This is a genomic window from Halomonas sp. HP20-15 (genome assembly GCF_033446685.1).
In the GTDB taxonomy this organism is placed as follows: Bacteria; Pseudomonadota; Gammaproteobacteria; order Pseudomonadales; family Halomonadaceae; genus Modicisalibacter.
The window spans coordinates 119220-141845 of the sequence record NZ_JAWQLY010000002.1 but is presented as its reverse complement, the minus strand read 5'-3'; the positions used below and the strand labels follow the sequence as shown (position 1 = coordinate 141845).

20 protein-coding genes are annotated in these 22626 nt (G+C 67.3%); 13 read left to right on the top strand and 7 right to left on the bottom strand.

Going from position 1 to position 22626, the window contains the following annotated elements:
- Window positions 1–24: 24 nt before the first annotated feature.
- The 3 genes from pstB (at window position 25) to cysZ (ending at window position 2373) form a co-directional block, all read left to right on the top strand.
- The gene (gene pstB / locus R6258_RS03000; RefSeq protein ID WP_318448028.1) at window positions 25–798 is read left to right on the top strand and encodes a phosphate ABC transporter ATP-binding protein PstB; all 774 of its coding nucleotides are present in this window, start codon (window positions 25–27) and stop codon (window positions 796–798) included.
- A gap of 34 nt (window positions 799–832) precedes the next feature.
- Window positions 833–1561 carry a phosphate signaling complex protein PhoU gene (gene phoU / locus R6258_RS02995; RefSeq protein ID WP_318447214.1) on the top strand — a complete coding sequence of 243 codons (729 nt, stop codon included), beginning with the start codon at window positions 833–835 and terminating at the stop codon, window positions 1559–1561.
- 86 nt (window positions 1562–1647) lie between these two features.
- Entirely contained in the window at window positions 1648–2373 is a 726-nt protein-coding gene (gene cysZ / locus R6258_RS02990) for a sulfate transporter CysZ (RefSeq protein WP_318447211.1), read from the top strand.
- 33 nt (window positions 2374–2406) lie between these two features.
- Here the strand turns inward: cysZ and R6258_RS02985 are convergent, their stop codons facing one another.
- Window positions 2407–3390, bottom strand: coding sequence for a LacI family DNA-binding transcriptional regulator (locus tag R6258_RS02985; protein WP_318447208.1), 984 nt, complete (start codon window positions 3388–3390; stop codon window positions 2407–2409).
- Between the two features lie 333 nt (window positions 3391–3723).
- Here R6258_RS02985 and R6258_RS02980 point away from each other — a divergent pair, with 333 nt between their 5' ends.
- From R6258_RS02980 to R6258_RS02955, 6 genes are read left to right on the top strand one after another with little or no spacing between them, the layout of a single operon-like run.
- Complete coding sequence (locus R6258_RS02980; RefSeq protein WP_318447206.1) at window positions 3724–4653, top strand: tripartite tricarboxylate transporter substrate binding protein; 930 nt, start codon at window positions 3724–3726, stop codon at window positions 4651–4653.
- Window positions 4654–4683: 30 nt separating this feature from the next.
- The gene (locus R6258_RS02975; RefSeq protein WP_318447203.1) at window positions 4684–5121 is read left to right on the top strand and encodes a tripartite tricarboxylate transporter TctB family protein; all 438 of its coding nucleotides are present in this window, start codon (window positions 4684–4686) and stop codon (window positions 5119–5121) included.
- A gap of 1 nt (window position 5122) precedes the next feature.
- A complete protein-coding gene (locus R6258_RS02970; RefSeq protein WP_318447200.1) occupies window positions 5123–6643 on the top strand; it encodes a tripartite tricarboxylate transporter permease in 1521 nt (506 codons plus the stop codon).
- 39 nt (window positions 6644–6682) lie between these two features.
- The gene (locus R6258_RS02965; protein WP_318447197.1) at window positions 6683–8440 is read left to right on the top strand and encodes a solute:sodium symporter family transporter; all 1758 of its coding nucleotides are present in this window, start codon (window positions 6683–6685) and stop codon (window positions 8438–8440) included.
- Window positions 8441–8482: 42 nt separating this feature from the next.
- A complete protein-coding gene (locus R6258_RS02960; RefSeq protein ID WP_318447194.1) occupies window positions 8483–9634 on the top strand; it encodes a mandelate racemase/muconate lactonizing enzyme family protein in 1152 nt (383 codons plus the stop codon).
- A 27-nt stretch (window positions 9635–9661) separates the two neighbouring features.
- Window positions 9662–11452 carry an alkaline phosphatase family protein gene (locus R6258_RS02955; protein WP_318447191.1) on the top strand — a complete coding sequence of 597 codons (1791 nt, stop codon included), beginning with the start codon at window positions 9662–9664 and terminating at the stop codon, window positions 11450–11452.
- A gap of 66 nt (window positions 11453–11518) precedes the next feature.
- On the opposite strand, the gene phoR is transcribed toward R6258_RS02955, so the two are convergent.
- The 4 genes from phoR to R6258_RS02935 all read right to left on the bottom strand — a co-directional run bounded on the left by phoR (window position 11519) and on the right by R6258_RS02935 (window position 15163).
- On the bottom strand, window positions 11519–12865 hold the full coding sequence (phoR, locus tag R6258_RS02950) for a phosphate regulon sensor histidine kinase PhoR (protein ID WP_318447186.1): 1347 nt from the start codon (window positions 12863–12865) through the stop codon (window positions 11519–11521).
- A 9-nt stretch (window positions 12866–12874) separates the two neighbouring features.
- The gene (phoB, locus tag R6258_RS02945) at window positions 12875–13564 is read right to left on the bottom strand and encodes a phosphate regulon transcriptional regulator PhoB (RefSeq protein WP_318447182.1); all 690 of its coding nucleotides are present in this window, start codon (window positions 13562–13564) and stop codon (window positions 12875–12877) included.
- Between the two features lie 116 nt (window positions 13565–13680).
- Window positions 13681–14586 carry a 4-hydroxybenzoate octaprenyltransferase gene (gene ubiA / locus R6258_RS02940; protein ID WP_318447180.1) on the bottom strand — a complete coding sequence of 302 codons (906 nt, stop codon included), beginning with the start codon at window positions 14584–14586 and terminating at the stop codon, window positions 13681–13683.
- Window positions 14587–14611: 25 nt separating this feature from the next.
- Window positions 14612–15163: a chorismate--pyruvate lyase family protein gene (locus R6258_RS02935; protein WP_318447178.1), complete on the bottom strand. Its 552-nt coding sequence runs from the start codon at window positions 15161–15163 to the stop codon at window positions 14612–14614.
- A gap of 105 nt (window positions 15164–15268) precedes the next feature.
- Between R6258_RS02935 and R6258_RS02930 the strand changes: the two genes are divergently transcribed.
- The 4 genes from R6258_RS02930 (at window position 15269) to yccS (ending at window position 19559) form a co-directional block, all read left to right on the top strand.
- Window positions 15269–16432: an FAD-dependent oxidoreductase gene (locus tag R6258_RS02930; RefSeq protein WP_318447175.1), complete on the top strand. Its 1164-nt coding sequence runs from the start codon at window positions 15269–15271 to the stop codon at window positions 16430–16432.
- A gap of 117 nt (window positions 16433–16549) precedes the next feature.
- On the top strand, window positions 16550–16825 hold the full coding sequence (locus tag R6258_RS02925; RefSeq protein ID WP_031385014.1) for an HU family DNA-binding protein: 276 nt from the start codon (window positions 16550–16552) through the stop codon (window positions 16823–16825).
- Window positions 16826–16926: 101 nt separating this feature from the next.
- Window positions 16927–17286, top strand: coding sequence for a hypothetical protein (locus tag R6258_RS02920; RefSeq protein ID WP_318447170.1), 360 nt, complete (start codon window positions 16927–16929; stop codon window positions 17284–17286).
- A 98-nt stretch (window positions 17287–17384) separates the two neighbouring features.
- Entirely contained in the window at window positions 17385–19559 is a 2175-nt protein-coding gene (yccS, locus tag R6258_RS02915; protein ID WP_318447168.1) for a YccS family putative transporter, read from the top strand.
- A 20-nt stretch (window positions 19560–19579) separates the two neighbouring features.
- Here yccS and recG read toward each other — a convergent pair whose 3' ends face one another.
- Window positions 19580–21661: an ATP-dependent DNA helicase RecG gene (gene recG, locus R6258_RS02910; RefSeq protein WP_318447163.1), complete on the bottom strand. Its 2082-nt coding sequence runs from the start codon at window positions 21659–21661 to the stop codon at window positions 19580–19582.
- Entirely contained in the window at window positions 21658–22584 is a 927-nt protein-coding gene (locus R6258_RS02905) for a hydrogen peroxide-inducible genes activator (protein WP_318447160.1), read from the bottom strand. Before R6258_RS02905 ends, recG begins: the two co-directional genes overlap by 4 nt.
- Between the last annotated feature and the right edge of the window lie 42 nt (window positions 22585–22626).

Below are 22626 nucleotides of genomic sequence, written 5' to 3'. Positions count from 1 at the left end.
AGCCCGTCGGCCGCTCCCTCGCCGATCGTCGATTTCGCCGACGCAGCGAGCTGCTTCGTCATCGACGATCTGACGCTGGACTACGCCGGCAAGCCAGCGTTGAGCGGCTTGACGCTGCGTATTCCGCGTCAGCGGGTGACCGCCTTCATCGGCCCGTCCGGCTGTGGCAAGTCGACCCTGCTGCGCGCCCTGAACCGGCTGCACGATCTCAACGACGAGGCCGGCCGCCAGGGTCGCATTCGCCTGGAAGGCACGGACATTCATGGCGACGAGGTCGACGTCGCCGAGTTGCGCCGGCGGGTGGGAATGGTCTTCCAGGCGCCCAACCCGTTCCCGATGTCGGTCTACGACAACGTGGCGTTCGGCCTGCGCCTGCAGGGCATCAAGCGCAAGCGGGTACTCGACGAGGCGGTGGAATCGGCGTTGGCGTCGGCGGCGCTGTGGGACGAGGTCAAGGATCGCCTGCACGGCTCGGCCTGGGCGCTGTCCGGCGGCCAGCAGCAGCGCCTGGTGATCGCCCGCACGCTGGCGGTACAGCCCGAGGTGCTGCTGCTCGACGAGCCGGCCTCGGCGCTCGACCCGATCTCGACGTTGAAGATCGAGGAGCTGATCCGCGGCCTCAAGTCGCGGCTGACCCTGGTACTGGTCACCCACAACATGCAGCAGGCCGCGCGGGTCTCCGACTACACCGCCTTCCTGCAGGCCGGCGAGCTGGTCGAGTACGCCGCCACCGACCGGCTGTTCACCAATCCACGCCTGACGCGCACCGAAAACTACATCACCGGCCGCATGAGCTGAGCTTTTTCGAAACCCTTGCGGCCCCGGAGGAAACATGGACATCACCAGCGATACCCACAGCCAGCACATCTCCAACCAGTTCAATCAGGAGCTCGAGGATCTCAAGACCCACCTGATGGCGATGGGCGGGCTGGTCGAAAAGCAGATCCAGGACGCCATCGCCGCGCTGCTCGAGGGCGACAGCCGGCTGGCCGAGCGGGTGCGCGACAACGACACCGCGGTCAACGACATGCAGCTCAAGATCGACGAGGAGTGCACCCGGGTACTGGCGCGCCGCCAGCCGGCGGCCTCCGACCTGCGGCTGGTGCTGGCGGTGATCCGCGCCACCTCGGATCTCGAGCGGATCGGCGACGAGGCCAACAAGATCGCCCGCAACGCGCTGTCGCTGGCCGAATCGGGACGCTCCGCGCGCGGCTTCGTCGAGGTTCGCCACATCAGCGAGCACGTGCGCAACATGGTCCGCGACGCGCTGACCGCCTTCGCCCGCTTCGATACCGAACTGGCGCTCAAGGTGGTCCGCGAGGACGACGCGGTGGACAGCGAATACACCTCGGCGATGCGTTCGCTGGTGACCTTCATGATGGAGGACCCGCGCTCGATCACCTCGATCCTGAGCGTGATGTGGATCCTGCGCGCGCTGGAGCGCATCGGTGATCACGCCGACAACCTCGCCGAGTACGTCATCTACCTGGTCAAGGGCCTCGATATCCGTCACAGCGACGTCGATACCCTTGACGAGCGGGACCTGGGCAGTAAAGGTTAGGCCTCGCCCGCCGCCGTCCTGGCCGGCGGACGAACATCGTCGCCGCGCTGGCGGCCCTCAAGTACGTCGGCCTACGGATCGCTGTCATGCTCAACGCCTTTGGCGCCCTGTCGCAGGGCACCCGGTTGGTGCTCTCGCCGGGCCTGCGCCGCTACGTGTTTCTGCCGATCGTCGCCAACCTGGCGCTCTATGTCGGCACCATCGTCTATTTGCTGAACAACTTCGGCGGCTGGCTCGATTACTGGATGCTCAAGGTGCCGGATTGGCTGGATTGGCTCGAGTGGTTGATCTGGCCGTTGCTGGTGATCAGCCTGGTGGTGGTGGTGTTCTTCACCTTCACGCTGGTCTCCAACCTGATCGCCGCACCGTTCTACGGCTTTCTCGCCGAGAAGGTCGAGACCCGGCTCAGCGGCCGGCCGCCGGCCGACGAGCGCAGCCTGATGCGTGGCGGCATCGACGCGCTGGGCCGCGAACTGGTCAAGCTGGGCTACATCCTGCCGCGCATGGCGCTGCTGTTTTTGATCGGCTTCGTGCCCGGGCTCAACCTGGCGATGCCGTTTCTGTGGGCGGCGTTCTCGGCGTGGATGATGGCGATCACCTACCTCGACTACCCGATGGACAATAACCGCGTGGCCTTCGCCGACATGCGCCGGCGGCTGCGCGCGCGCTGGTGGCCGACGCTGACCTTCGGCGGCTGGGTGCTGGCGGCGACCTGGCTGCCGCTGATCAACCTGGTTCTGCTGCCCGGCGCGGTGGCCGGCGCGGTACTGATGTGGCAGCAGCACTATAGCCAGCTGCCGGTTCGTTCATGAGCGAGCGTCCGCCAGGTGCGGGGCTCTTGTCGGTCAGGTGCTCCCGCGAGCCACCAGCCTGACTCCCAGGTCGAGCTGCTTGTCGGTTTCCGGCAAGTTGCCCTTGAGGCGGGCCAGCAAGAGCCGGGCGATGTGCTGGCCAATCTCCAGGCGCGGCGGTTCGACGCTGGTCATCGGCGGCACGGTGCTGGCGGTGAAGTCCTGGTTGCCGAAGCCGGCCACGGCGAGGCGGCCGGGAATCGACCAGCCCCGTCGCTGGCATTCGAACATCACGCCGAGGGCGACCATGTCGTTGGAGCAGCAGATCGCTTCGATTTCAGGGTGTTCGGCCATCAGCTCGCCGAGCAGTCGCCCGGTCTCCGCAGTGTCACTGCGTCCCGCGAGTTGACGCAGCACGACCTGGCCGCCGGCGGCTTCGACGGTCTCGCAAAAGCCATGGTAGCGATCGCCGGCGCGCACATCGCGTTGGAAGTTGGTGCTGATGAAGGCGGTACGCCGGTAGCCTTTGTTGACCATATGCTCGGCCACCTGGCGGCCGATGGCGTGGTGGGAAAACCCGACTACCATATCCAGCCCCGGCCTGCCGTAGTCCCACATCTCGACGATCGGCGTGTCGCTTTTGGCCAGCAGCGAGAGTGACTGGCGGCTGTGCAGGAAGCCGGTCAGCACCAGCCCGGCCGGATTCCAGCTCATGATCGAGCGGATCAACTCCTCTTCGCGCGATTCATCGAATTCGGTGTTGCCGATCAGCAGTTGATAGCCGGCACTACGCAGATGGCGTTCCAGGGTCTCGAGCGTGGCGGAGAAGAACGAGTTGGTGATGGTCGGTACGATCACGCCGATGACATTGGAACGCGACGAGGCCAATCCACCAGCCATGGTGTTGGGTAGATAGCCCAGCCGGTCGATCGCTGACTGGATCTTCTCGGCGCGTCGCGGTGAAACCTCGTCGGGGCGCCGCATGTAGAGAGACACCGTGCTCGGCGATACATCCGCCAGCTGCGCCACCTCACCCATGGTGACTCGTTGTGAACTGCGCCTGCGTCTTGCCACGGCCTTGGTCCTTATCCCTGTCGCTTGATCGCTGCTCTTACTGCCCGTCGTGCCCGGTCCGTCAGTGTACCGGGTCGGGTGTCGATTCGTGATCGTGCCTTCGTGGAGTCGCATCCACCATGCCTGGGACTACGACGAATGGACGACGAGGATCGATTGTAGGGTAAAAATCGCAGCGCTACGATAATCGACGTAACCAGAGGATCTCTATACAGCGCCGGTCGGCACAAGAGAAGCGACCGGGCCGGCGAAAACAACACAATCAATTTCGTAGCGCTACGAAATAGGGAGTTCACCATGAAATCACTGCGTTGTAGCCTGGCTGCACTGACGCTGGCCGGCGCCGCTCACTCGGCCCTGGCCGCCGACACGCTGGATATCGTCGTGCCGTTCGCCGCTGGCGGAGCGACGGATATCGTTGCCCGTAGCTTCGAGCCGATCTTCTCGCAGCAACTGGGCGTGACCTCGGTGGTGCGCAACGTCGCCGGTGCCAGCGCCACGGTAGGCACGGCCGAGGTCGCCGGCAGCGAGGGCAATCCCAATATCATCGAGTACGCGCCGGCGGGCTCTTTGAGCATCCAGCCGTCGCTCAAGGAGCTTTCCTATGGCCCGGACAGCTTCACCTACATCTGTCGCACCGTCTCCAACCCGATGTTCCTGATGGTCTCGAAATCCTCCGACATCGAATCCTTCCAGCAACTCGTCGAGCAGTCGCAGGAGTATCCCTTCCTCTACGGCTCTTCCGGCCCCGGCACGCTGCCGCACCTGGCCATGGCGGCACTGGTGGTCAATAGCGACCTGAAGGCCGAGCACGTGCCCTACAGCGGCTCGGGACCGGCCATGAACGCCCTCGCCGGCGATGAGATCCAGATCATGGCCGACACCGAGACCATCCTCGAGAACTACGACCTGCGTCCGCTGGCGGTCTTCGCCGAACAGCGCGTGGCGGGTTACGAGAACGTGCCGACCATCGATGAGCTCGGCCTGCCGGCCTTGGATTTTGCCGTCTGGCAGGGCGTGGTGGCGCCCAAGGGCATCTCCGAGGAGCGCGCGAGTCAGTATGCCAAGGCCTGCAAGGCCACGGTCGAGTCCGAGCGCTTCAAGACCTTCGCTGACAAGGCCAAGGCCGGCATCGCCTATCTCGGTCCGAACGATTTCGAGGCCTTCGTGAAGCGGCGCTTCGAGGCCAACAAGCAGGTGCTGCAGGACGCCGGCCTGACGCAATAACGATTCGACCGTCCCCAGGAGAAGCGCTCCATGCTCGCATCCCTGATTCATCCCCGCTTGTGGCTGGCACTGACGCTGCTGGCCGCCGGCATCGGTCTCTCGGTCGTGGCCTGGAATGGGCCGGCCGACGCCATGCTAATGCCGCGCGTGGTGCTTGCCATCTGGTGCGCGATGGCGCTCACGCTGACGATCATCGAAGCGCTGCGCCACGCGCCGAGCCCGCGATCTTCGCTTTCGCCGCTGCCATTATTGATGGCCGCGGTGCTGCTGGCCGCCATGACGATGGACACGCTCGGCTTTCTTTTGCCGGCCTTGGTGCTGGTGGCGCTGACGCTGTGGCTGTTTCGGGTGCGCCGTACGCTGCCATTGCTGGTGGGAACGGCGCTGATCGGCGGCGGCTTGTGGTTCTTGTTCCACCATGTGCTGCTGATCCGCCTGCCGGCAATGCTGAACAGCGGGGTGATCTGAGATGGACGTGATACTCGCGGCGGTGGGTGACGCTTTCACCTGGCAGGCGCTGCTGGCGATCGTGGTCGGCACCTGGGCCGGCATCATCATCGGCGGGCTGCCCGGCCTGGGTTCGGTGGTGGGACTAACGATCTTCCTGCCTTTCACCTTCGGACTCGACGTCATCACCAGCATGGCGCTGCTGATCGGCGTCTACTGCGGTTCGGTCTACGGCGGCTCGATCACGGCGATCCTGATCAACACGCCGGGAACGCCGCAGTCGGCGGCGACCACCTTCGACGGCTATCCGATGACCCAGCAGGGCCGCGTCGACGAGGCGCTGGGCTGGGCGACCTTCGCCTCGTTCTTCGGCGGCGTGCTCTCCTGCGTGCTGCTGATCTTCTGCGCGCCGCAACTGGCCAAGTTCGCCGTCAACTTCGGCTCGATCGAGGTCTTCGCGCTGGTCTGCCTGGCGATGCTGTGCATCGTCGGGATCTCCCGTGGCAGCCTGCTCAAGGGGCTGCTGTGCGGGATGATGGGCTTCTTCTTCTCGATGGTCGGCTCGGATCCGATCACCGGTGCCGATCGCTTTACTTTCGGCACCCAGGCGTTGAGTTCGGGACTGGACCTGATCCCGGTGGTGGTGGGGGCATTCGCGCTGTCGGAAATCTTTGTCCGCTTCTCGGCGCGCGACGACGAAGCGACGGTGATTCCCGAGGCGCGACTGCGCTTTCCCGGCCTGCGCGAGATTGGGCGCCGCTCGATCGAACTGCTGCGCGGCTCGCTCATCGGTAGCTTCGTCGGTGCGCTGCCGGGTACCGGTGCGGCGGCGGCGGCCTTCATCAGCTACGCCACCGCGCAGAAACTCTCGCCACGCCGCGCCCAACTGGGCAAGGGCGAGCCGGACGGCATCATCGCCTCGGAGTCCTCGAACAACGCGGTGACCGGCAGCGCCTTCATCCCCACCCTGGCGCTGGGCATCCCCGGCGACGTGGTCACGGCGATGATGATGGGGGCGATGGTCATCCATGGCATCACCCCGGGCGTGCGGCTGATGGCGGACCAGGCGCAGACGGTCTATGCGCTGTTCGTGGTGCTGATCATCGTCAACGTGGTCATGCTGATTCTCAGCAAACCCTCCATCGGCCTGTTCCGCTACCTGTTCAAGTTGCCATTGGGGTTCGTGATGGCCGGCATCGTGATGTTCAGCTTCATCGGTGCAGCGTCGGTGCGCGGCAATCCGCTCGATCTGGTGGTCGCCGCGCTGACCGGCATTCTCGCCTACGCGCTGCGGCTTGGCGGCTATCCACTGGCGCCGCTGGTCATCGGCATGGTGCTGGGGCCGGCATTGGAGAGTTCGCTGCGCCGGGGCCTGCTGATCTCCCGGGGCGACTTTCTGTCCTTCTTCACCCACAGCGGCATCGCCACGACGCTGTTCGCGCTGATCGGCCTGTTCCTCGTCTGGACGCTGTGGTCGTCGCTTGCCCAGTGGCGTGCCAACGTCGCGAGTCGCCGCCAGGCGTCGGCTCGCGTCGCCGAATAAATACAAGACCAACGCCCGCCCTACTTGCGAGGTATTGTCATGCTGACGCTTGTGTCGTTTCTGTTCTTCACGGCGCTGGTTGCCGTCATCGCCTATCTCAAGACCCGCCGGGAAGACCTGAGCCAGGTCACCGGGTATTTCCTGGCCGGGCGCAGCCTGACCTGGACGGTGATCGCCGGTTCGCTGTTCTTGACCAACATCTCGGCCGAGCAGCTCACCGGGCTTAACGCCAACGCCTTCAGCAACGGTGCCAACGTCATGGCCTGGGAGACCATGGCGGCCCTGGCGCTCATCGCGCTGGCGTTCCTGTTCCTGCCGCGCTACCTGCGCTCGGGAATCAGCACGGTTCCCCAGTTTCTGGAAAACCGCTTCGGCAAGCGCATGCGCGTGGTGGCGTCGTTGATCTTCATCTACGCCATCGTCATCGGCTTTTTGCCGTTCGTGCTCTATGCCGGCGCCATCACGCTGGGCCAGCTGTTCGACATCGGCGGTCTGCTGGGTATCGGCCAGGCCGCGACGACCTGGCTGATGGTGATCGCCATCGGCGTCACCGGCGGCATCTATGCGGTGTTCGGCGGGCTCAAGGCGGTGGCGGTCTCGGACAGCATCAATGGCATCGGCCTGCTGATCGCCGGGCTGCTGGTGCCGATCCTGGGACTCTACACGCTGGGCGACGGCGATTTCACGGCCGGTTTCCACACGCTGATGACGGAATCCCCCCAACGGATGAGTGCCGTGGGCCTGAGCGACGACGCCAACATCCCGTGGTATGGGATGATTTCCGGGGTCATCATCATCAACCTGTTCTACTGGTGCACCAACCAGGCCATCGTGCAGCGCGCCCTGGGCGCCAAGAACCTGGCCGAGAGCCAGAAGGGCGTGCTGGCGGCGGGCTTTCTCAAGATCGTCGGCGTATTCATGCTGGTGCTGCCGGGGATCATCGCCTACCACCTGTTCCAGCACGGCCTGCTGGACATTCCCAGCAAACCGGGTAGTGACGCGCTCAACGCCGATACCGCCTACCCCGTGCTGGTGCGGGCGATACTCCCGACCTGGCTGACCGGGTTCTTCTGCGCGGCGATGTTCGGCGCCATCCTGAGCTCCTTCAACAGCGGCGTGAATAGTCTGTCGACGCTAATCAGCCTGGACCTCTACAAGCAGCTGATCCGGCCCGATGCCAGCGACCGCCAGACCGTGGCCGTGGGCCGGTTGTTCGCCATCCTCACCATCGTGCTGTGCATCGTCATCGCGCCGTTCATCGCCAGTGCCGACAGCCTCTACACGCTGATGCGCACCATCATGGCGGTGATCAACGTGCCGATCTTCACCGTGGTGCTATTCGGGGTGATCTCCAGGCGCGCGCCGGCACTGGCCGGCTACCTCGGCCTGGCCTTCGGCATGGCGTTCTTCTACGTCACGCACTTCGTGCTGGGCGACGATCTCGGCTTCGTGCAGGTCCACTGGCTGGTGCTGGTCGGAATCAATTTCATCCTGATGCACGGCGTGATGAGCCTGGTGCGCTACCTGAAGCCCCAGGCCACGCCCTTCGTGCTGACCTACACCCGGGAGGTCGACGTGACTCCCTGGCGCTACGCCCGCCACGCCAGCTGGGCCCTGGTGGCACTGCTGGTGCTGCTCTACGCGGCGCTGTCGCCGCTCGGCGTGACATCACCGTCGGGCTCCGCAACGGCCGTGATCGGCGTCACGCTGGCCGCGCTGGTGGTGCTTTACGGCCTCTATCGCCTGATCGTGGCGCGCTACCGACGCATGGCGCCGCTCGCCACCAAGTCCGGGTAGCCCGCAGGCCGATCCTTCCACTTTCTCGATGAGCGAATCGTCATGACCATTACCGATCTCAAGACCCATGTGCTGGCCGCGCCGCTGGACCAGCCGTTCGCCTTCTCCCAGGGCTGGGTGCATCAGCGCACCGCGATGCTGGTCGAAATCCACACCGACGACGGGCTGGTCGGCTGGGGCGAGTGCGTCAATCACGGCCTGCAGCCGCCGCAGGTCGCCCAGGCGATGGTCGAGCATGCGCTCAAGCCGTTGGTGATCGGCCGCTCGATCTTCGATCGCGAAGTGCTGTGGGAGGCGATGTACAACCACACCCGGCCCTACGGCCAGAAGGGCGCGGCGCTGTTCGGCATCGCCGCGATCGACATCGCGCTGTGGGATCTGGCCGGCAAGGCGCTGGGTCAGCCGATCCACCGCCTGATGGGCGGGGCGTTCCGCAAGGAAATCCGCCCCTACGCTACCGGCTTCTATCGTCGCGAGGGCGGCAAGTATCCCGAGGAGGTGGTCGAGGAGGCGCTGCGCCACCAGGCCAACGGCTACCGGGCGATGAAGCTCAAGACCGGCTTCGGCATCGAGGCGGATATTCGCGACATGCGCGCGGTGCGCGAGGCGGTGGGCGACGACGTGGCGCTGATGATGGACGCCAACTGCGCCTACAGCGTGCCCGCGGCGCGGCGCATCCTGATGGAGCTCGAGGAGACCCGCGTGCACCTGTTCGAGGAGCCGTTGAGCCCGGAAAACCGCCACGGCTACCGCGAACTCAAGGGGCTCTCCCGCACCTGGATCGCCGCCGGCGAGAACGAATACACCAAGCTCGGCTATCGCGACCTGATCAGCGAGGGCGCGCTGGACGTGATTCAGCCGGATCTCGGCGCCGCCGGCGGTCTTACCGAATGCCAGAAGATCGCCGCGCTGGCCCAGGCCTGGCACGTACCGCTGATTCCCCACGTGTGGGGCTCCGGTGTCGGCCTGGCGGCCGCGGTGCAGTTCATCGCCAGCCTGCCGCCCCAGCCACTGTCGCTGACGCCCGATGAGCCGATGCTCGAGTACGACCAGTCGGCGCATCCGTTTCGCCAGGAACTGATCGGCGGCGAATTCCAGCTCAATGCCAATGGCTGCGTCGAGGTGCTCGACAAGCCGGGTCTGGGCATCGAGATCGACCGCCGCGTCATCGACCGCTATCGCATCGACGCCTGATCGCCGCCACTGCCAAAAGGACACCGCATGACCAATCGAGCCAAGAAAGTACTGCTGCTGGGGGTCGACGGGCTTATTCCCGAACTCGTCGAGCGCTTCTGCGCCGAGGGCGAGCTGCCCAACATCCAGCGGCTGCGCGATGAGGGTGGCACGACCCGGTTGTTGCCCTACATCTCGACCTGGGGCGATACCAACTTCGTCGCTTTTCTTAGCGGTCAGGCGCCTGGCACCAGTTGGGTCGGCCAGCGTCTGCCGCCGCGCGGGACTCGGCATCTGCTCGAACTGATGCGTGAGGCCGGTAAGCGCGCCGCGCTGGTCCATTTTCCCGAGAGCCTGCTGCCCGCCGACGTCGACGACTTTTGTCTAGCGCCATTTTGGAGCGGAAGCGGCCCGGCACCGATGGAGCTGGCCCCGGCCTGCCTGCACACCACCCACATGGGCGAGTGGCCGGAAACGCCCCGGAGCCAGGCGCTGGGCTGGCCGCCGAGTGGGACCCTGGCCCATCACCACAAGCACAACCGTTTCGCCATCGAGCGCGCCGGCGACGCTTATCATGCGCTCATCCCGCTCAATCGCGGCGAGCCGCTGGCGGTGACGCTGACGCCTCGGGATGCCACGCGGCTGGCCCTCGGCCTGGGCGACCGCCGGGCCGGGCTGGATGTCGGCGACTGGAGCGAGTGGCTGCCCGTCGAAGCCGGCGGCGAAAGCGGCTGCGTGCGCTTCAAGCTGCTGGCTTTCGACGCAGCCGAGGGGCGGCTCGATCTGCTGCAGTCGCAGATCACCGCTCCCGGCAGGCTGAGCAACCAGCCGGCGCTGGCCGAGCGCCTGATCCAGCGTCACGGGCCCTTCATCTCCAAGTGGGCGGTTTCGGCCGATCCCGACATCCATTACTTCGAGACCAGCTTCGAGGAGGGGCGCCATCAATTGACGTGGCTGGCCGACAGCGCCTTGACGCTGCTCAACGAGGAGGACTTCCAGCTGTTCGCCACCGTGTTTCGTCTCAACGACGAAACCCACCACACCTGCCTGGCCTACTGCGATCCCGAGTCGGCGTTCTACTCGCCGGCCGAACAGGCGCGTTACCTGGAAGTCATCCGCCACTCCTACCGGATTCTGGACGAGGCCGTGGGCCGGCTGCTGGCGGGGCGGCGCGACGACACCGTGATCGTGCTCGCCTCCGATCACGGCGACGTGCCCAATCGCTACCTGTGCGACATCCATCGCCGGCTGGCCGAGTTCGACCTGTGTACGCTCGATGCCCAGGGTCGGGCGTTGGTCGGGCGCAGCCAGGCCTTTCTCAAGGACGAGCGCGGCGGACTGGAGATCTTCGTCAATCGCGATATCGTCGATGCCGCTGATGTCGACCGGGTACAGACCCGCATCCTCAAGGCGCTGACAACGTGGTATGTCGACACGCCCGAGGGCGAGCGCAATGCGGTGGCTGTGGCGGTCAAGAAGCAGGATGCCTGCGTGCTGGGCTACTGGGGCGAGCACATGGGTGACGTGCTATTCGCCTACGCGCCGGGCTTCGTCTGGGGCACCAACGGCCGCGGCGATACCGTAGCACCAGTAACCAGCGCCGGCGCCAATCATGGCCCCCAAGTGCCCACGGCGAGCACGGCGTTCGCCTCCAACCAGGGCCTGGCGATCTTCCATGGCGAGGGTATCCGCGGCGGCGTGCAACTGCCGTTCGACACCGTCAACGGGATCCAGCGCATGGACGACGCCGGCGCCACCCTCGCCGAGTTGCTGAGACTCGACACGGCGTCGCTGGACGGCAAGCCGCTGGCGGCGCTGCTCGACCGGGGATGCAATTGATGTGGGAGCCACTGAGCGACAGCCTGCGTACCCGCTATCCGTCGCTGGCCGAGCGCCACGTGGTGATCAGCTGGCGGGATCGTTGATGGCACCCGGCGTCTCGCCGGCTGCCGGCAGGCAGAGCCGCGCGGCGGGAAACACGCAGCGAAACAGTGCGCCTTCGCCGGGCTGCGAAACGATCTCCAGCTGCGCGTCGTGGCGCAGCAGCACGTGCTTGACGATCGCCAGCCCCAGCCCGGTACCGCCGGTGGCCTTGCTGCGGCCCTGGTCGACGCGGTAGAAGCGCTCGGTCAGCCGCGGGATGTGCACCGGGTCGATGCCTTCGCCATCGTCCTCGACCTCGAGCGCGGCGCCTGCCTGCCAGGGCCGCCAGCGCAGGGTGACGGTCGAGCCCGGCGGCGTGTAGCGCACCGCATTGAAGGCCAGGTTGGACAGCGCGCTGCGCAGTTCCTGTTCGATGCCGGACAGCGCCTGATTCGTTTCGATCTCGACGCGCACCACGTGGCCCTCGTCGGTCAGCGCGCGGGTGTCGACGGCGACCTGTTCGAGCAGCGCGGCGACATCGACGCGGCTTTCCTGCTCGAGGCGATGGTCGGTTTCCAGCCGCGACAGCAGCAGCAGGTCGTCGACCAGGTTCTGCATGCGCGTGGTCTGCTGTTGCATCTGGCTGAGACCGCGTTGCCAGCGTGGCGGCAATCGCTCGGCCGGCATGTCTTCGGTCATGGCGGCGTAGGTTTCCAGGTAGCCGGCGAGCACGGTCAGCGGCGTGCGCAGCTCGTGGGAGACGTTGGCGACGAAATCGCGGCGCATCTGCTCGAGACGGTGCAGACGGGTGATGTCGCGGGCCATCACCAGCCGTTCGTCGTCGCCGTAGAGGGTGATCTGGAACTGCAGGATCAGGTCGTCGCGCAGCGGCGAGGGCAGGGTCAGCGGCTCGCGGTAATCGCGGGCGTTGAAATAGTCGACGAAGCGCGGCGCGCGCAGCAGGTTGGTGATGTGCTGGCCGCGATCGTGGCGGGTCTGCAGGCCGAGCATGCGTTCGGCGGCGCTATTCCACCACTCCAGGTCGCCGCGGCTGTCGAGCATCACCACGCTGTCGCGCATCGCCTCGGAGGACTCCTGCACGCGGCGGATCACGTCGCGCAGGCGCTGCTGGGTCAGCCGCTGGCTCTTCTGGTACTTGTACAGGCGATCGAACAGATCGCCCCACACGCCGCTGCCCACCGGCGGCTCGCGCCCCGGGTGGTAGGTCAGCCAGACGTACAGTTCGCGCAGATGGCGCAGGTGGATGAATACGAACAGCCCGAGGCCGACCGCCAGCCCCCAGCCCGGTTCGCCGAGTACCCAGCCCAACAGCCCCAGCCCGCCGACCAGATAGCCCAGCCGCCAGAGTTCGTTGGTCCAGTAGTACATCGCAAGCGCTCAGAGTCTGGCCGAGAAGCGGTAGCCAGTACCGCGCACGGTCTGAATCAGATGCTGATGGGGCTCGCCGAGCGCCTTGCGCAGGCGACGGATATGCACGTCGACGGTGCGTTCCTCGACGTAGACGTTGCCGCCCCACACCTGGTCGAGCAGTTGACCGCGGGTATAGGCGCGCTCCTGGTGGGTCATGAAGAACTGCAGCAGGCGGTATTCGGTGGGGCCGATCTCCAGCGACTGACCATGCGCGGAGACCCGGTGACTGGCTGGGTCGAGCAGCAGCCCCTCGATCTCGACCGCATCCTCGATGCCGCGCGGCGTGGTCCGGCGCAGCACCGCCTTGAGCCGCGCGACCAGCTCGCGCGGCGAGAACGGCTTGGTGATGTAGTCGTCGGCGCCGGCCTCGAGCCCGAGGATCTTGTTGTCCTCCTCGCTCTTGGCGGTGAGCAGGATGATCGGCAGTTCGGCGGTGGTTTCCTCGCGCTTGAGACGCCGCGCCAGCTCGATGCCGCTGGTGCCGGGCATCATCCAGTCGAGCAGCAGCAGGTCGGGCTGGTCGTCGACGATCATGGCGTGGGCGGTCTGCGCGTTGTCGGCTTCGAGCACCCGGTAGTCGGCCATCTCCAGCGCCACGGCGATCATCTCGCGGATCGCGGATTCGTCATCGACGATCAGTACGGTCTTGGATGTCATGTTGCCTGGTCTCCACCAATGACAGGTCGATGACGATTACAACGTCTCTATATGACAAGCTTGTGACAAGCGGCGCACCGCTGCAATCGCGGCTTGGCGTGGCGTGGCGAGCAGGCTCAGCCAGCGACCGGCCACAGCGTCAGCGCCAGCCCGGCCCACAGCACCAACCCCGCCCAGTGATTGTTGAGGAACGCCCGGAAACAGCGCTCCCGCGAGCGATCGCGGATCAACCAGTGCTGATAGACGAAGATCAGCCCCATGGCCGCCAGGCCCGCCCAGAAGAAGCCGCCCAGCGCCTGGCGCGTGCCGACCACGGCCAGCAGGGTCAGCGTGGCGAGCTGCAAGAGGCCGATCATCAGCCGGTCGTAGTGGCCGAACAAGACCGCGGTGGACTTGATGCCGATCTTGAGATCGTCGTCGCGATCGACCATCGCGTACTGGGTGTCGTAGGCCACCGTCCACGCCACGTTGGCGAAGAACAGCAGCCAGGCGTCGGCCGGCACCGTGCCCAGCACCGCGCCGAAGGCCATGGGAATCGCCCACGAGAAGGCCGCGCCTAGGAACGCCTGGGGCCAGTGGGTATAGCGCTTCATGAACGGGTAGATGAACGCCAGCGCCACGCCGCCCAGCGACAGCATCACGGTGAAGGGATTGGTCAGGCAGACCAGGCCGAAGGCGAGCGCCACCAGCACGCCGAACAGCACCTTGGCCTCGCCCTCGCCGATCCGCCCGGTGGCCAGCGGGCGGCTCTTGGTGCGCTTGACGTGGCCGTCGAAGTGGCGGTCGGCGTAGTCGTTGATCACGCAGCCCGCGGCGCGCATCACATACACCCCGGCGATGAAGATCAGCAGCGTGGCGCGTTCGGGCAGGCCTTCGGCGGCGATCCACAACGCCCACAGCGTCGGCCACATCAACAGCCAGGTCCCGATCGGCCGGTCGAGGCGGGTCAGGTGCAGGAAGTCGGGCAGGCGCGCCGGACTGAAGCGCGCAAGGCCGGTGGGGGGCGAGCTGGATTGCTGCATGGGGGCCTCCGGTGACGATCGCCGCTCAGTCTAAGGGCAGTTCCAGTTCATCCGCCATGCGCGTCAGGAAGAATTCCTGCACCAGCACCGCGAAACGTCCATGGCGCAGCAGCGAGCGCCGCCCCCAGGGGCCCGCTTCACCGTGCAGGGGCGGCGGCTGGCGGATGATCTCGATCGGCCCGCGGACGAGCCCCGGCTGGCGAAACAGCCAACTGCCCAGCGAGCGCTCGCCGAGCTGGCCGAGGCGCTGGCCGCGCAGGCTGGCGAGTGTCGCCACCGAGCGGGCGACGACCCAGGGCCGGCCGCCGACGCACAGCGCGACCTCGCGGCACCATACGCGCTGGCTGGGCGCGATGCCCAGCGCCAGCGCTTCGTCGGGACGGACACGCGCGACGTGCTGCGCCAACAGACGCACCCGGAAGTCGCCTGCGCCGGCCTCGACCAGCCGCCGGGTCAACGAATCGCGGCTCGCCAGCCATCGCCACCAGGCCGGGCTCATCGCCGTGCGCCAGGCCGCCGCGGGGCGCCAGTGGGGCCAGCGTGTCGACGCGGCATGGCTGGGCAGGGCCTCGTGCACGGCGTTCTCTCCTGTGGTTTCGGGCCGGGTCCCGGGTCAGATTGGGCGCGCTAGTGTATCATGGGCGGCCCATTCCACGGCCTGGTGAACGCTGGACGACTGCGCATGAATGCACCCCTGACCATCCTCGGTAGCGGCATGGCCGGGCTGGGCCTGGCCCGCCAGTTGCGCGCGCGCCAGCCCGACCGGCCGATCACCCTGATCACCGCCGACAGCGGCGACGAGTATGCCAAGCCGTTGCTCTCCACCGGCTTCGCCAAGGGCCTGGCGCCGGATGCGCTGGCCACGCGCTCGGCGCTGGACGTGGCCGACGAACTGAAGCTGGTGGTGCGCACCCATACCCGCGTCGAGGCGCTCGATCCGGCTGCGCGCGAAGTGCTGATCGGTGCTGAGCGCCTGGCCTATGACGAACTGGTGATCGCCACCGGTGCCGCGCCGCAGCCGCCGTTCGCGATCGATGCGGCGCTCAGGCACCGGCGGGTCTTCACGATCAACGACCTCGACGACTACCGCGCCTTCCATGCCGCGCTGGCCGGGCTCGGGCGGCCGGCGCGGGTCGCCATCGTCGGCGCGGGTCTGGTGGGCTGCGAGTACGCCAACGATCTGGCTGCCGGCGGCCACGCGGTGGCGCTCGTCGCGCCGGAAAGCGCGCCGCTGGCGCGACTGCTGCCCGAGCCGCTGGGCCAGGCGCTGGCCGGAGAACTGGCCGCCGCCGGCATAGAGTTGCATCTCGGGCGCAGCGTGACCGCGCTCGAGCACGACGGCGGCGACCTGCGCCTGGCCCTCGACAACGGCCACGGCCTGGACGCCGATCTGGTGCTGGTCGCCACCGGCCTGGCGCCGCGCCGCGAACTGGCGCACGCGGCCGGGCTCGAGACCAGCGCGGCGGGCATTCATACCGATCGTCGGCTGCGCACCTCGGCGCCGGGCGTCTATGCGCTGGGCGACGTGGCCTGCGTCGAGGGGATCAACGCGATGTACGTGCAGCCGCTGCAGGCCAGCGTCAAGGCGCTGGCGGCGACGCTGGCCGGCACCCCGAGCGCGGTGCGCTACGGGCCGTGGCCGGTGATCGTCAAGACCCCCTGCTGCCCGGTGGTCGCGTTGCCTCCGCACACAACCCCCGCGCGCTGGCGGATCGAGGGCGAAGGCATCGATTTGACCGCCCTCGCCGAGGACGAAAACGAGCGTTTAATGGGCTTTGCGTTGACAGGCGCCTGCGTGCGGCGGAAAGTCGAACTGGCGCGGGCCGCACCGGCATTGCTAATCTAGGGGCGTCATATCGCCCGCCGGCCTGTCGGCCGCGGATACATCGCACACACCCACGACATGAAAAACAACAAGCGGCGGTAGCGACCGCTGTCTTACCAGCCAAATCAGGAGGGCTTTATGCGCAAGCCAGAACTCGCTGCGGCGATCGCCGAGCGTGCCGATCTTTCCAAAGACAAGGCCAGTCAGGTACTCAACGTCATCCTCGACGAGATCACCGGTACCGTGGCCAAGGGCCAGGACGTGTCACTGATCGGCTTCGGCTCCTTCACCGTGCGCGAGCGGGCGGCCCGTACCGGCAAGAACCCGCAGACCGGCGAGTCGCTGACCATCCCGGCCAGCAAGACCGTCGCCTTCAAGGCCGGCAAGGCCCTCAAGGACGCCGTCTCCAAGTAGACGGTGTGTTCCGGAGGAACCGGTGTCCCGGGTTCCTCCGGCAGGCCGGCTGCCAGGCAGCCGGCACGCTTTCTCCCCCATCGCCAACCTCTGGATGCTTCATGAAGCTGCGAATGCTGCTGTGGCTACTCGGCTGGATGCTCAAGCGCGCGCGTCGCCGCCAGGGGCGTTTTCGCGACCTGCTGCGCGACAAGGGCCGGCTCGACTGGGGCATCGCTACCGAGGATCTCAGCATCGCCCGACACTATCGAATGAGCGCCGAGGCTATCGACAGCGCGCCCGGGCTGCCGGTGGATCTCGATCTGGAACTGCGCTTTCGCGACGCCGACAGCGCCCTGGCGATCCTCAAGAGACCCACGCAGCGCGCCTTTCTCGACGGCATGATCGACGGCCGGGTCCGGCTGGTCGGCGACTCCCGTGATCTGCAACGCCTGCAGAAGCTGCTTGGCCATCTGCGCTGACCGGGCGATTGCCCGCACGCCCGAATGGTGGTTGGTGTTATACTAAAGTCGTAGCCTGGCGAAGCCAGCCCTGCCATCCAGGACACGATCCGCCGCCTATGTTGCCCCGCCTGCTCGATCAGCCGCTCAGACGCCTATGGTCCCTGGATACCTTCGCCTACAGCCTGCGGGTGTTCATCGCGCTGGCCGGGGCGCTGCTGGTCTGCTGGCAGCTCGACGACATGGCCAAGCTGATTCCGCTGTTCCTGGGCATCATCGCCAGCGCCCTGGCCGAGACCGACGACAGCTGGCAGGGCCGGCTCAAGGCGCTGGGCGCGATCCTCGCCTGCTTCAGCATCGCCGCGCTGTCGGTGGAAGTGCTGTTCGACTACCCCTGGGCGTTCGCCGTGGGCCTGGCGTTGTCGACGTTCGGCATGACCATGCTCGGCGCGGTGGGCCAGCGCTACGGCACCATCACCTACGCCACGCTGATCCTGGCGATCTATACCATGATCGCCATCGAGCGCCACGGCAGCGTGGCGCTCGGCGAGCTGTGGCGCGAACCGCTGCTGCTGGTGGCCGGCGCGGCCTGGTACGGCGCGATCTCGGTGGTCTGGTGCGCGCTGTTCTCGCGTCAGCCGCTCAAGCTGAGCATGGCCCTGCTGTTTCGCGAGCTGGGCGAATACCTGCGCCTCAAGGCGCTGCTGTTCGAGCCGCTGCGCGGGCTCGACATCGAGGCCCGCCGGCTGGCGCTGGCCCAGCAGAACGGTCGGGTGGTCAACGCCCTGAACCAGGCCAAGGAGATGATCTTCCGGCGCCTGGAGGGCCAGCGCAGCGCCCACAAGCTCAACCGTTACCTGCGGCTGTATTTCATCGCCCAGGACATCCACGAGCGCGCCAGCTCCTCGCACTATCCCTACGGCGAGCTGGCCGAGGCGTTCTTCCATCACGACGTGCTGTTCCGCTGTCAGCGGCTGCTCGACCAGCAGGGGCGCGCCTGCCGGTCGCTGGCCCGGGCGCTGTTGATGCGCCGGCCGTTCGATCATGGCCAGAGCGAGCAGGCGCTGCGCGACCTGAGCGCCTCGCTGGCGTACCTCCATGCCCAGCGGCGCCCCGAGTGGCGCGGACTGCTGCGCTCGCTGGATGCGCTGGCCGACAACCTGACCACCCTCGAGCATCAACTGGGCGGGGCGCAGAACCCCGATGCCAGCTCCGAGCATCCCGACAGCAGCCTGTACGACCGTTCGCCGAGCGGGCTGCGCGACGTGCGCGATCGCATCCAGTCGCATCTCACCCCGGCCTCGCCGATCTTCCGCCACGCCCTGCGGCTGTCGGCGACGCTGGTGGTCGGCTACGGCGTGCTGCACTTGGTGCATCCCACCCAGGGCTACTGGATCCTGCTCACCAGCCTATTCGTGTGCCGGCCCAATTTCGGCGCGACGCGACGCTTCCTGTGGCAGCGCATCGTCGGCACGGTGGTCGGGCTGCTCGCCGGCTGGGCGCTGATCACGCTGTTTCCCAGCCAGCTGGTCCAGCTGTCGATCGCGGTGGTCGCGGGGGTGGTGTTCTTCGCCAATCGCGCGCGGCACTACATCGTGGCGACGGCCGCGATCACGCTGCTGGTGCTGTGCTGCTTCAACCAGGTGGGCGACGGCTTCGGGCTGATCTGGCCGCGGCTGTTCGACACCCTGGTCGGCGCGCTGATCGCCGGCCTGGCGGTGATGCTGATCCTGCCCGACTGGCAGGGCCGGCGCCTGCATCGTCAGGGCGCCGAGACGCTCACCGCGAGCGTGCGCTACATGCGCGAGATCATCGGCCAGTACATCGGCGGCAAGCGCGACGATCTCGACTACCGGCTGGCGCGGCGCAACGCTCACAATGCCGACGCCGCGCTGTCCACGCTGCTCGCCAACGTGCGCCTTGAACCCGGACATTTCCGCAAGGACGCCGAGGTCGGCTTCCGTTTCCTCGGCCACTCCCACACCCTGCTCAGCTATCTATCGGCCTTGGGCGCGCACCGCGGCGAGACCCGCGCGCTGGCCGACGACGCCACGCTGCGCCAGGCCGCCGAGGCGATCGGCGACGATCTCGAAGCGATCGCCGGGCGGCTGCGCGAACGCGGTACCATGCCGGCGCTGGAAGCGGCCGAGGCGCGCGGCCTGGCGCTGCAGGCCCAGGCCATGGAGGAGACCAGCGAGGAGCGCCGGCTGTTGCAGACGCAGCTGGCGTTGATCAGCCGCCAGTTGGTTGCGCTGCGCGACGCAGCGGCGCGGTTGGCGGCCCAGGAGGGCTGAGTCGGGCCTTTCTTAGTCTCTCAAACCTGACCGTAGCGCCCGGCTTCCTCGCCCAGCCAACGACGGATCAGCGGCTCGCTGGCATCCGGCGCTTCCTCGAGCAGCGCCCGCGCCAGGGGACTGACGCGTTCCAGCAGGTCGCGGTCGCGTTCCAGGTCGGCGATCTTCATCTGCGCCAGGCCGGTCTGGCGGGTACCCAACACCTCGCCGGGACCGCGCAGCTCGAGATCCTTCTCGGCGATGCGAAAGCCGTCCGAGGTTTCGCGCATCACCCCCAGCCGCTCGCGGGAGTGCGCCGACAGCGGCGGCCGGTAGAGCAGCACGCAGAAGCTCTCGGTACCGCCGCGTCCGACCCGCCCGCGCAACTGGTGGAGCTGCGACAGGCCCAGGCGCTCGGGATTCTCGATGATCATCAGGCTGGCGTTGGGCACGTCGACGCCGACCTCGATCACCGTGGTGGCTACCAGCAGGTCGAGCTCGCCGCTCTTGAAGGCATCCATCACCGCGGCCTTCTCGGCGACCTTCATGCGTCCGTGGACCAGGCCGACGGCGAGTTCCGGCAACGCCTCGGTCAGCGCGTCGCGGGTCGCCTCGGCGGCCTGGCACTGCAGCGCCTCGGACTCCTCGATCAGCGTGCACACCCAATAGGCCTGGCGGCCGGCCTCGCAGGCCCGGCGAATGCGTTCGACGACCTCGGGGCGGCGCTCGTCGGGCACCGCCACGGTCTGCACCGGGGTGCGGCCGGGCGGCAGCTCGTCGATCACCGACAGGTCGAGATCGGCGTAGGCGCTCATCGCCAGGGTGCGCGGAATCGGCGTGGCGGTCATGATCAGCTGATGCGGGGTCAGCCCGCCGGCCTCGCCCTTCTGGCGCAGTGCAAGGCGCTGGTGGACGCCGAAGCGGTGCTGCTCGTCGACGATCGCCAGGCCCAGGCGCTGGAAGTGCACGTCGTCCTGGAACAGCGCATGGGTGCCCACCACCACCTGCGCCCGGCCGTCGGCGATCGCCGCCTTGGTGTCCAGGCGCGCCTTGCCCTTGAGCTTGCCGGCCAGCCAGGCGACGTCGATGCCCAGCGGCGTGAACCAGTCGCGGAAGTTGCGAAAGTGCTGCTCGGCGAGGATCTCGGTGGGCGCCATGACCGCCGCCTGACAGCCGCCGGCGATGGCGGCCAGGGCGGCCATCGCTGCGACCACCGTCTTGCCCGAGCCGACGTCGCCCTGCACCAGGCGCAGCATGGGCTGGGCGGTTTCCAGGTCGCGGGCGATCTCGTCGAGCACCCGGCGCTGGGCGCCGGTCAGCGAAAACGGCAACTGGGCGACGAAGCGCGTCTGCAGGCTGCGCCCGGTGGGTAGCTTGGGTGCGCCGTCGGCCTGGATGCGCAGGCGCACCTGGCGCAGGCTGAGCTGGTGGGCGAGCAGCTCTTCCAGGGCCAGCCGGCGCTGAGTGGGATGGGTGCCGGCGGCGAGGCGCTCCAGGTCGGCATCCGGCGGCGGCTCGTGCAGGTAGTGCAGGCAGGCCTGCAGCTCGGGCAGCCGGAAGCGTTCGCGCAGCGGCTCGGGAATGCCGTCGGGCAGCGCCTGCGGCGCGCCGTCGAGACGCCGCATCGCCTGGCCGATCAGCCCGCGCAGGCGTGGCTGGGTCAGGCCCTCGGTGGTCGGGTAGATCGGCGTCAGATGATCCTCGACCGGGGTCTCGCCGGACTTCAGCAGGCGATACTCGGGATGATAGATCTCGAGCCCGGTGGCGCCGGCGCGCGCCTCGCCGAAACAGCGCACGTGCACGCCGGGGGCGAACTGCTGCTGCTGGGCCGGCGAGAAGTGGAAAAAGCGCAGGCTGATGATGCCCGAGCCGTCCTTGAGGCGCACCAGCAGGCTGCGTCGGCGGCCCTTGACCACGTCGGCGGCGGCCACCTCACCTTCGACCACGCCCTCCATGCCGGCCCGCAGGGTGCCGATCGGGGTGATTCGCGTGCGATCCTGATAGCGCAGCGGCAGGTGGAACAGCAGGTCGCTGACCGTGTCGATGCGCAACCGCGCCAACTTGGCGGAGAGCGCTTCGCCGACTCCGTCGAGCGCGCTGACCGGTTGGTCGAGCTCGCTCATGCAGGCTCGGGTTCGACATGACGCTGCTGGCAGACGTCGATCGCCGCGATCAGCGCATCGATCGCCTTGGGCCGCGGAAAACTGGCTCGCCAGGCGATCGCCACGGTACGGCTGGGTGCGGTGGGCGTGAAGGGCCGGCTCTCGAGCAATCCGGACTCGTAGTGATTGGTGCCGATCGCCGAGCGGGGCAGCACGGTGATGCCAAGCTTGGAGGCGACCATGTGGCGGATCGTCTCCAGCGAGCCGCCCTCGGCGGTCAGCGTGTTGCTCGGGCTGTTGAGGTGGGTGCCGATCGCCGGACAGGCCTCGAGGATCTGATCGCGGAAGCAGTGGCCTTCACCGAGCAGCAGCAGGCGCTCGTCGAGCAGGTTCTCCTTGTCGATGGTCGCCTTGCGCGTCCAGGGGTGGTCGCTGGGCATCAGCACCTCGAACGGCTCCTCGTAGAGCGGACGCGTGACCACGTCGGCCTCGGTGAACGGCAGCGCGACGATGATCGCGTCGAGCTCGCCGCTGCGCAGCTTGCGACGCAGCTCGGCGGTGAAGCTCTCCTCGATGTACAGCGGCATCTGCGGCGCGCTGCGCGACAGCTCGGGGATCAGATGGGGGAACAGGTAGGGGCCGATGGTGTAGATCGCGCCGATGCGCAACGGGCTGGTCAGCTGATCCTTGCCCTCGTTGGCCAGCTCGCGGATCACGCTGGCCTGTTCGAGCACGCGCTGGGCCTGGCCGATCACCTTCTCGCCCAGCGGGGTGACCTGGACGGTGGACTTGGAGCGCTCGAACAGCGCCACGCCCAGCTCCTCCTCGAGTTTCTTCACGGCGACCGACAGCGTGGGCTGCGAGACGAAGCAGCGCTCGGCGGCACGCCCGAAGTGGCGCTCCTGCGCCAAGGTTACGATATAGCGAAGTTCTGTTAGAGTCATGAGTGGGCCCGAGAGGGCTTATCCTATTGCATCGATGAATGA

Coding starts and splice junctions, on each gene's coding strand:
- R6258_RS02985 (WP_318447208.1), bottom strand. CDS start 3,390: ATGGGTGAGGTGGCGCAGCTGGCGGATGTATCGCCGAGCACGGTGTCT.
- yccS (WP_318447168.1), top strand. CDS start 17,385: ATGTTGCCCCGCCTGCTCGATCAGCCGCTCAGACGCCTATGGTCCCTG.
- R6258_RS02905 (WP_318447160.1), bottom strand. CDS start 22,584: ATGACTCTAACAGAACTTCGCTATATCGTAACCTTGGCGCAGGAGCGC.
- ubiA (WP_318447180.1), bottom strand. CDS start 14,586: ATGCAGCAATCCAGCTCGCCCCCCACCGGCCTTGCGCGCTTCAGTCCG.
- phoB (WP_318447182.1), bottom strand. CDS start 13,564: ATGACATCCAAGACCGTACTGATCGTCGATGACGAATCCGCGATCCGC.
- phoR (WP_318447186.1), bottom strand. CDS start 12,865: ATGTACTACTGGACCAACGAACTCTGGCGGCTGGGCTATCTGGTCGGC.
- R6258_RS02975 (WP_318447203.1), top strand. CDS start 4,684: ATGCTCGCATCCCTGATTCATCCCCGCTTGTGGCTGGCACTGACGCTG.
- R6258_RS02930 (WP_318447175.1), top strand. CDS start 15,269: ATGAATGCACCCCTGACCATCCTCGGTAGCGGCATGGCCGGGCTGGGC.
- R6258_RS02925 (WP_031385014.1), top strand. CDS start 16,550: ATGCGCAAGCCAGAACTCGCTGCGGCGATCGCCGAGCGTGCCGATCTT.
- R6258_RS02955 (WP_318447191.1), top strand. CDS start 9,662: ATGACCAATCGAGCCAAGAAAGTACTGCTGCTGGGGGTCGACGGGCTT.
- R6258_RS02920 (WP_318447170.1), top strand. CDS start 16,927: ATGAAGCTGCGAATGCTGCTGTGGCTACTCGGCTGGATGCTCAAGCGC.
- R6258_RS02980 (WP_318447206.1), top strand. CDS start 3,724: ATGAAATCACTGCGTTGTAGCCTGGCTGCACTGACGCTGGCCGGCGCC.
- R6258_RS02960 (WP_318447194.1), top strand. CDS start 8,483: ATGACCATTACCGATCTCAAGACCCATGTGCTGGCCGCGCCGCTGGAC.
- R6258_RS02970 (WP_318447200.1), top strand. CDS start 5,123: ATGGACGTGATACTCGCGGCGGTGGGTGACGCTTTCACCTGGCAGGCG.
- cysZ (WP_318447211.1), top strand. CDS start 1,648: ATGCTCAACGCCTTTGGCGCCCTGTCGCAGGGCACCCGGTTGGTGCTC.
- phoU (WP_318447214.1), top strand. CDS start 833: ATGGACATCACCAGCGATACCCACAGCCAGCACATCTCCAACCAGTTC.
- recG (WP_318447163.1), bottom strand. CDS start 21,661: ATGAGCGAGCTCGACCAACCGGTCAGCGCGCTCGACGGAGTCGGCGAA.
- R6258_RS02965 (WP_318447197.1), top strand. CDS start 6,683: ATGCTGACGCTTGTGTCGTTTCTGTTCTTCACGGCGCTGGTTGCCGTC.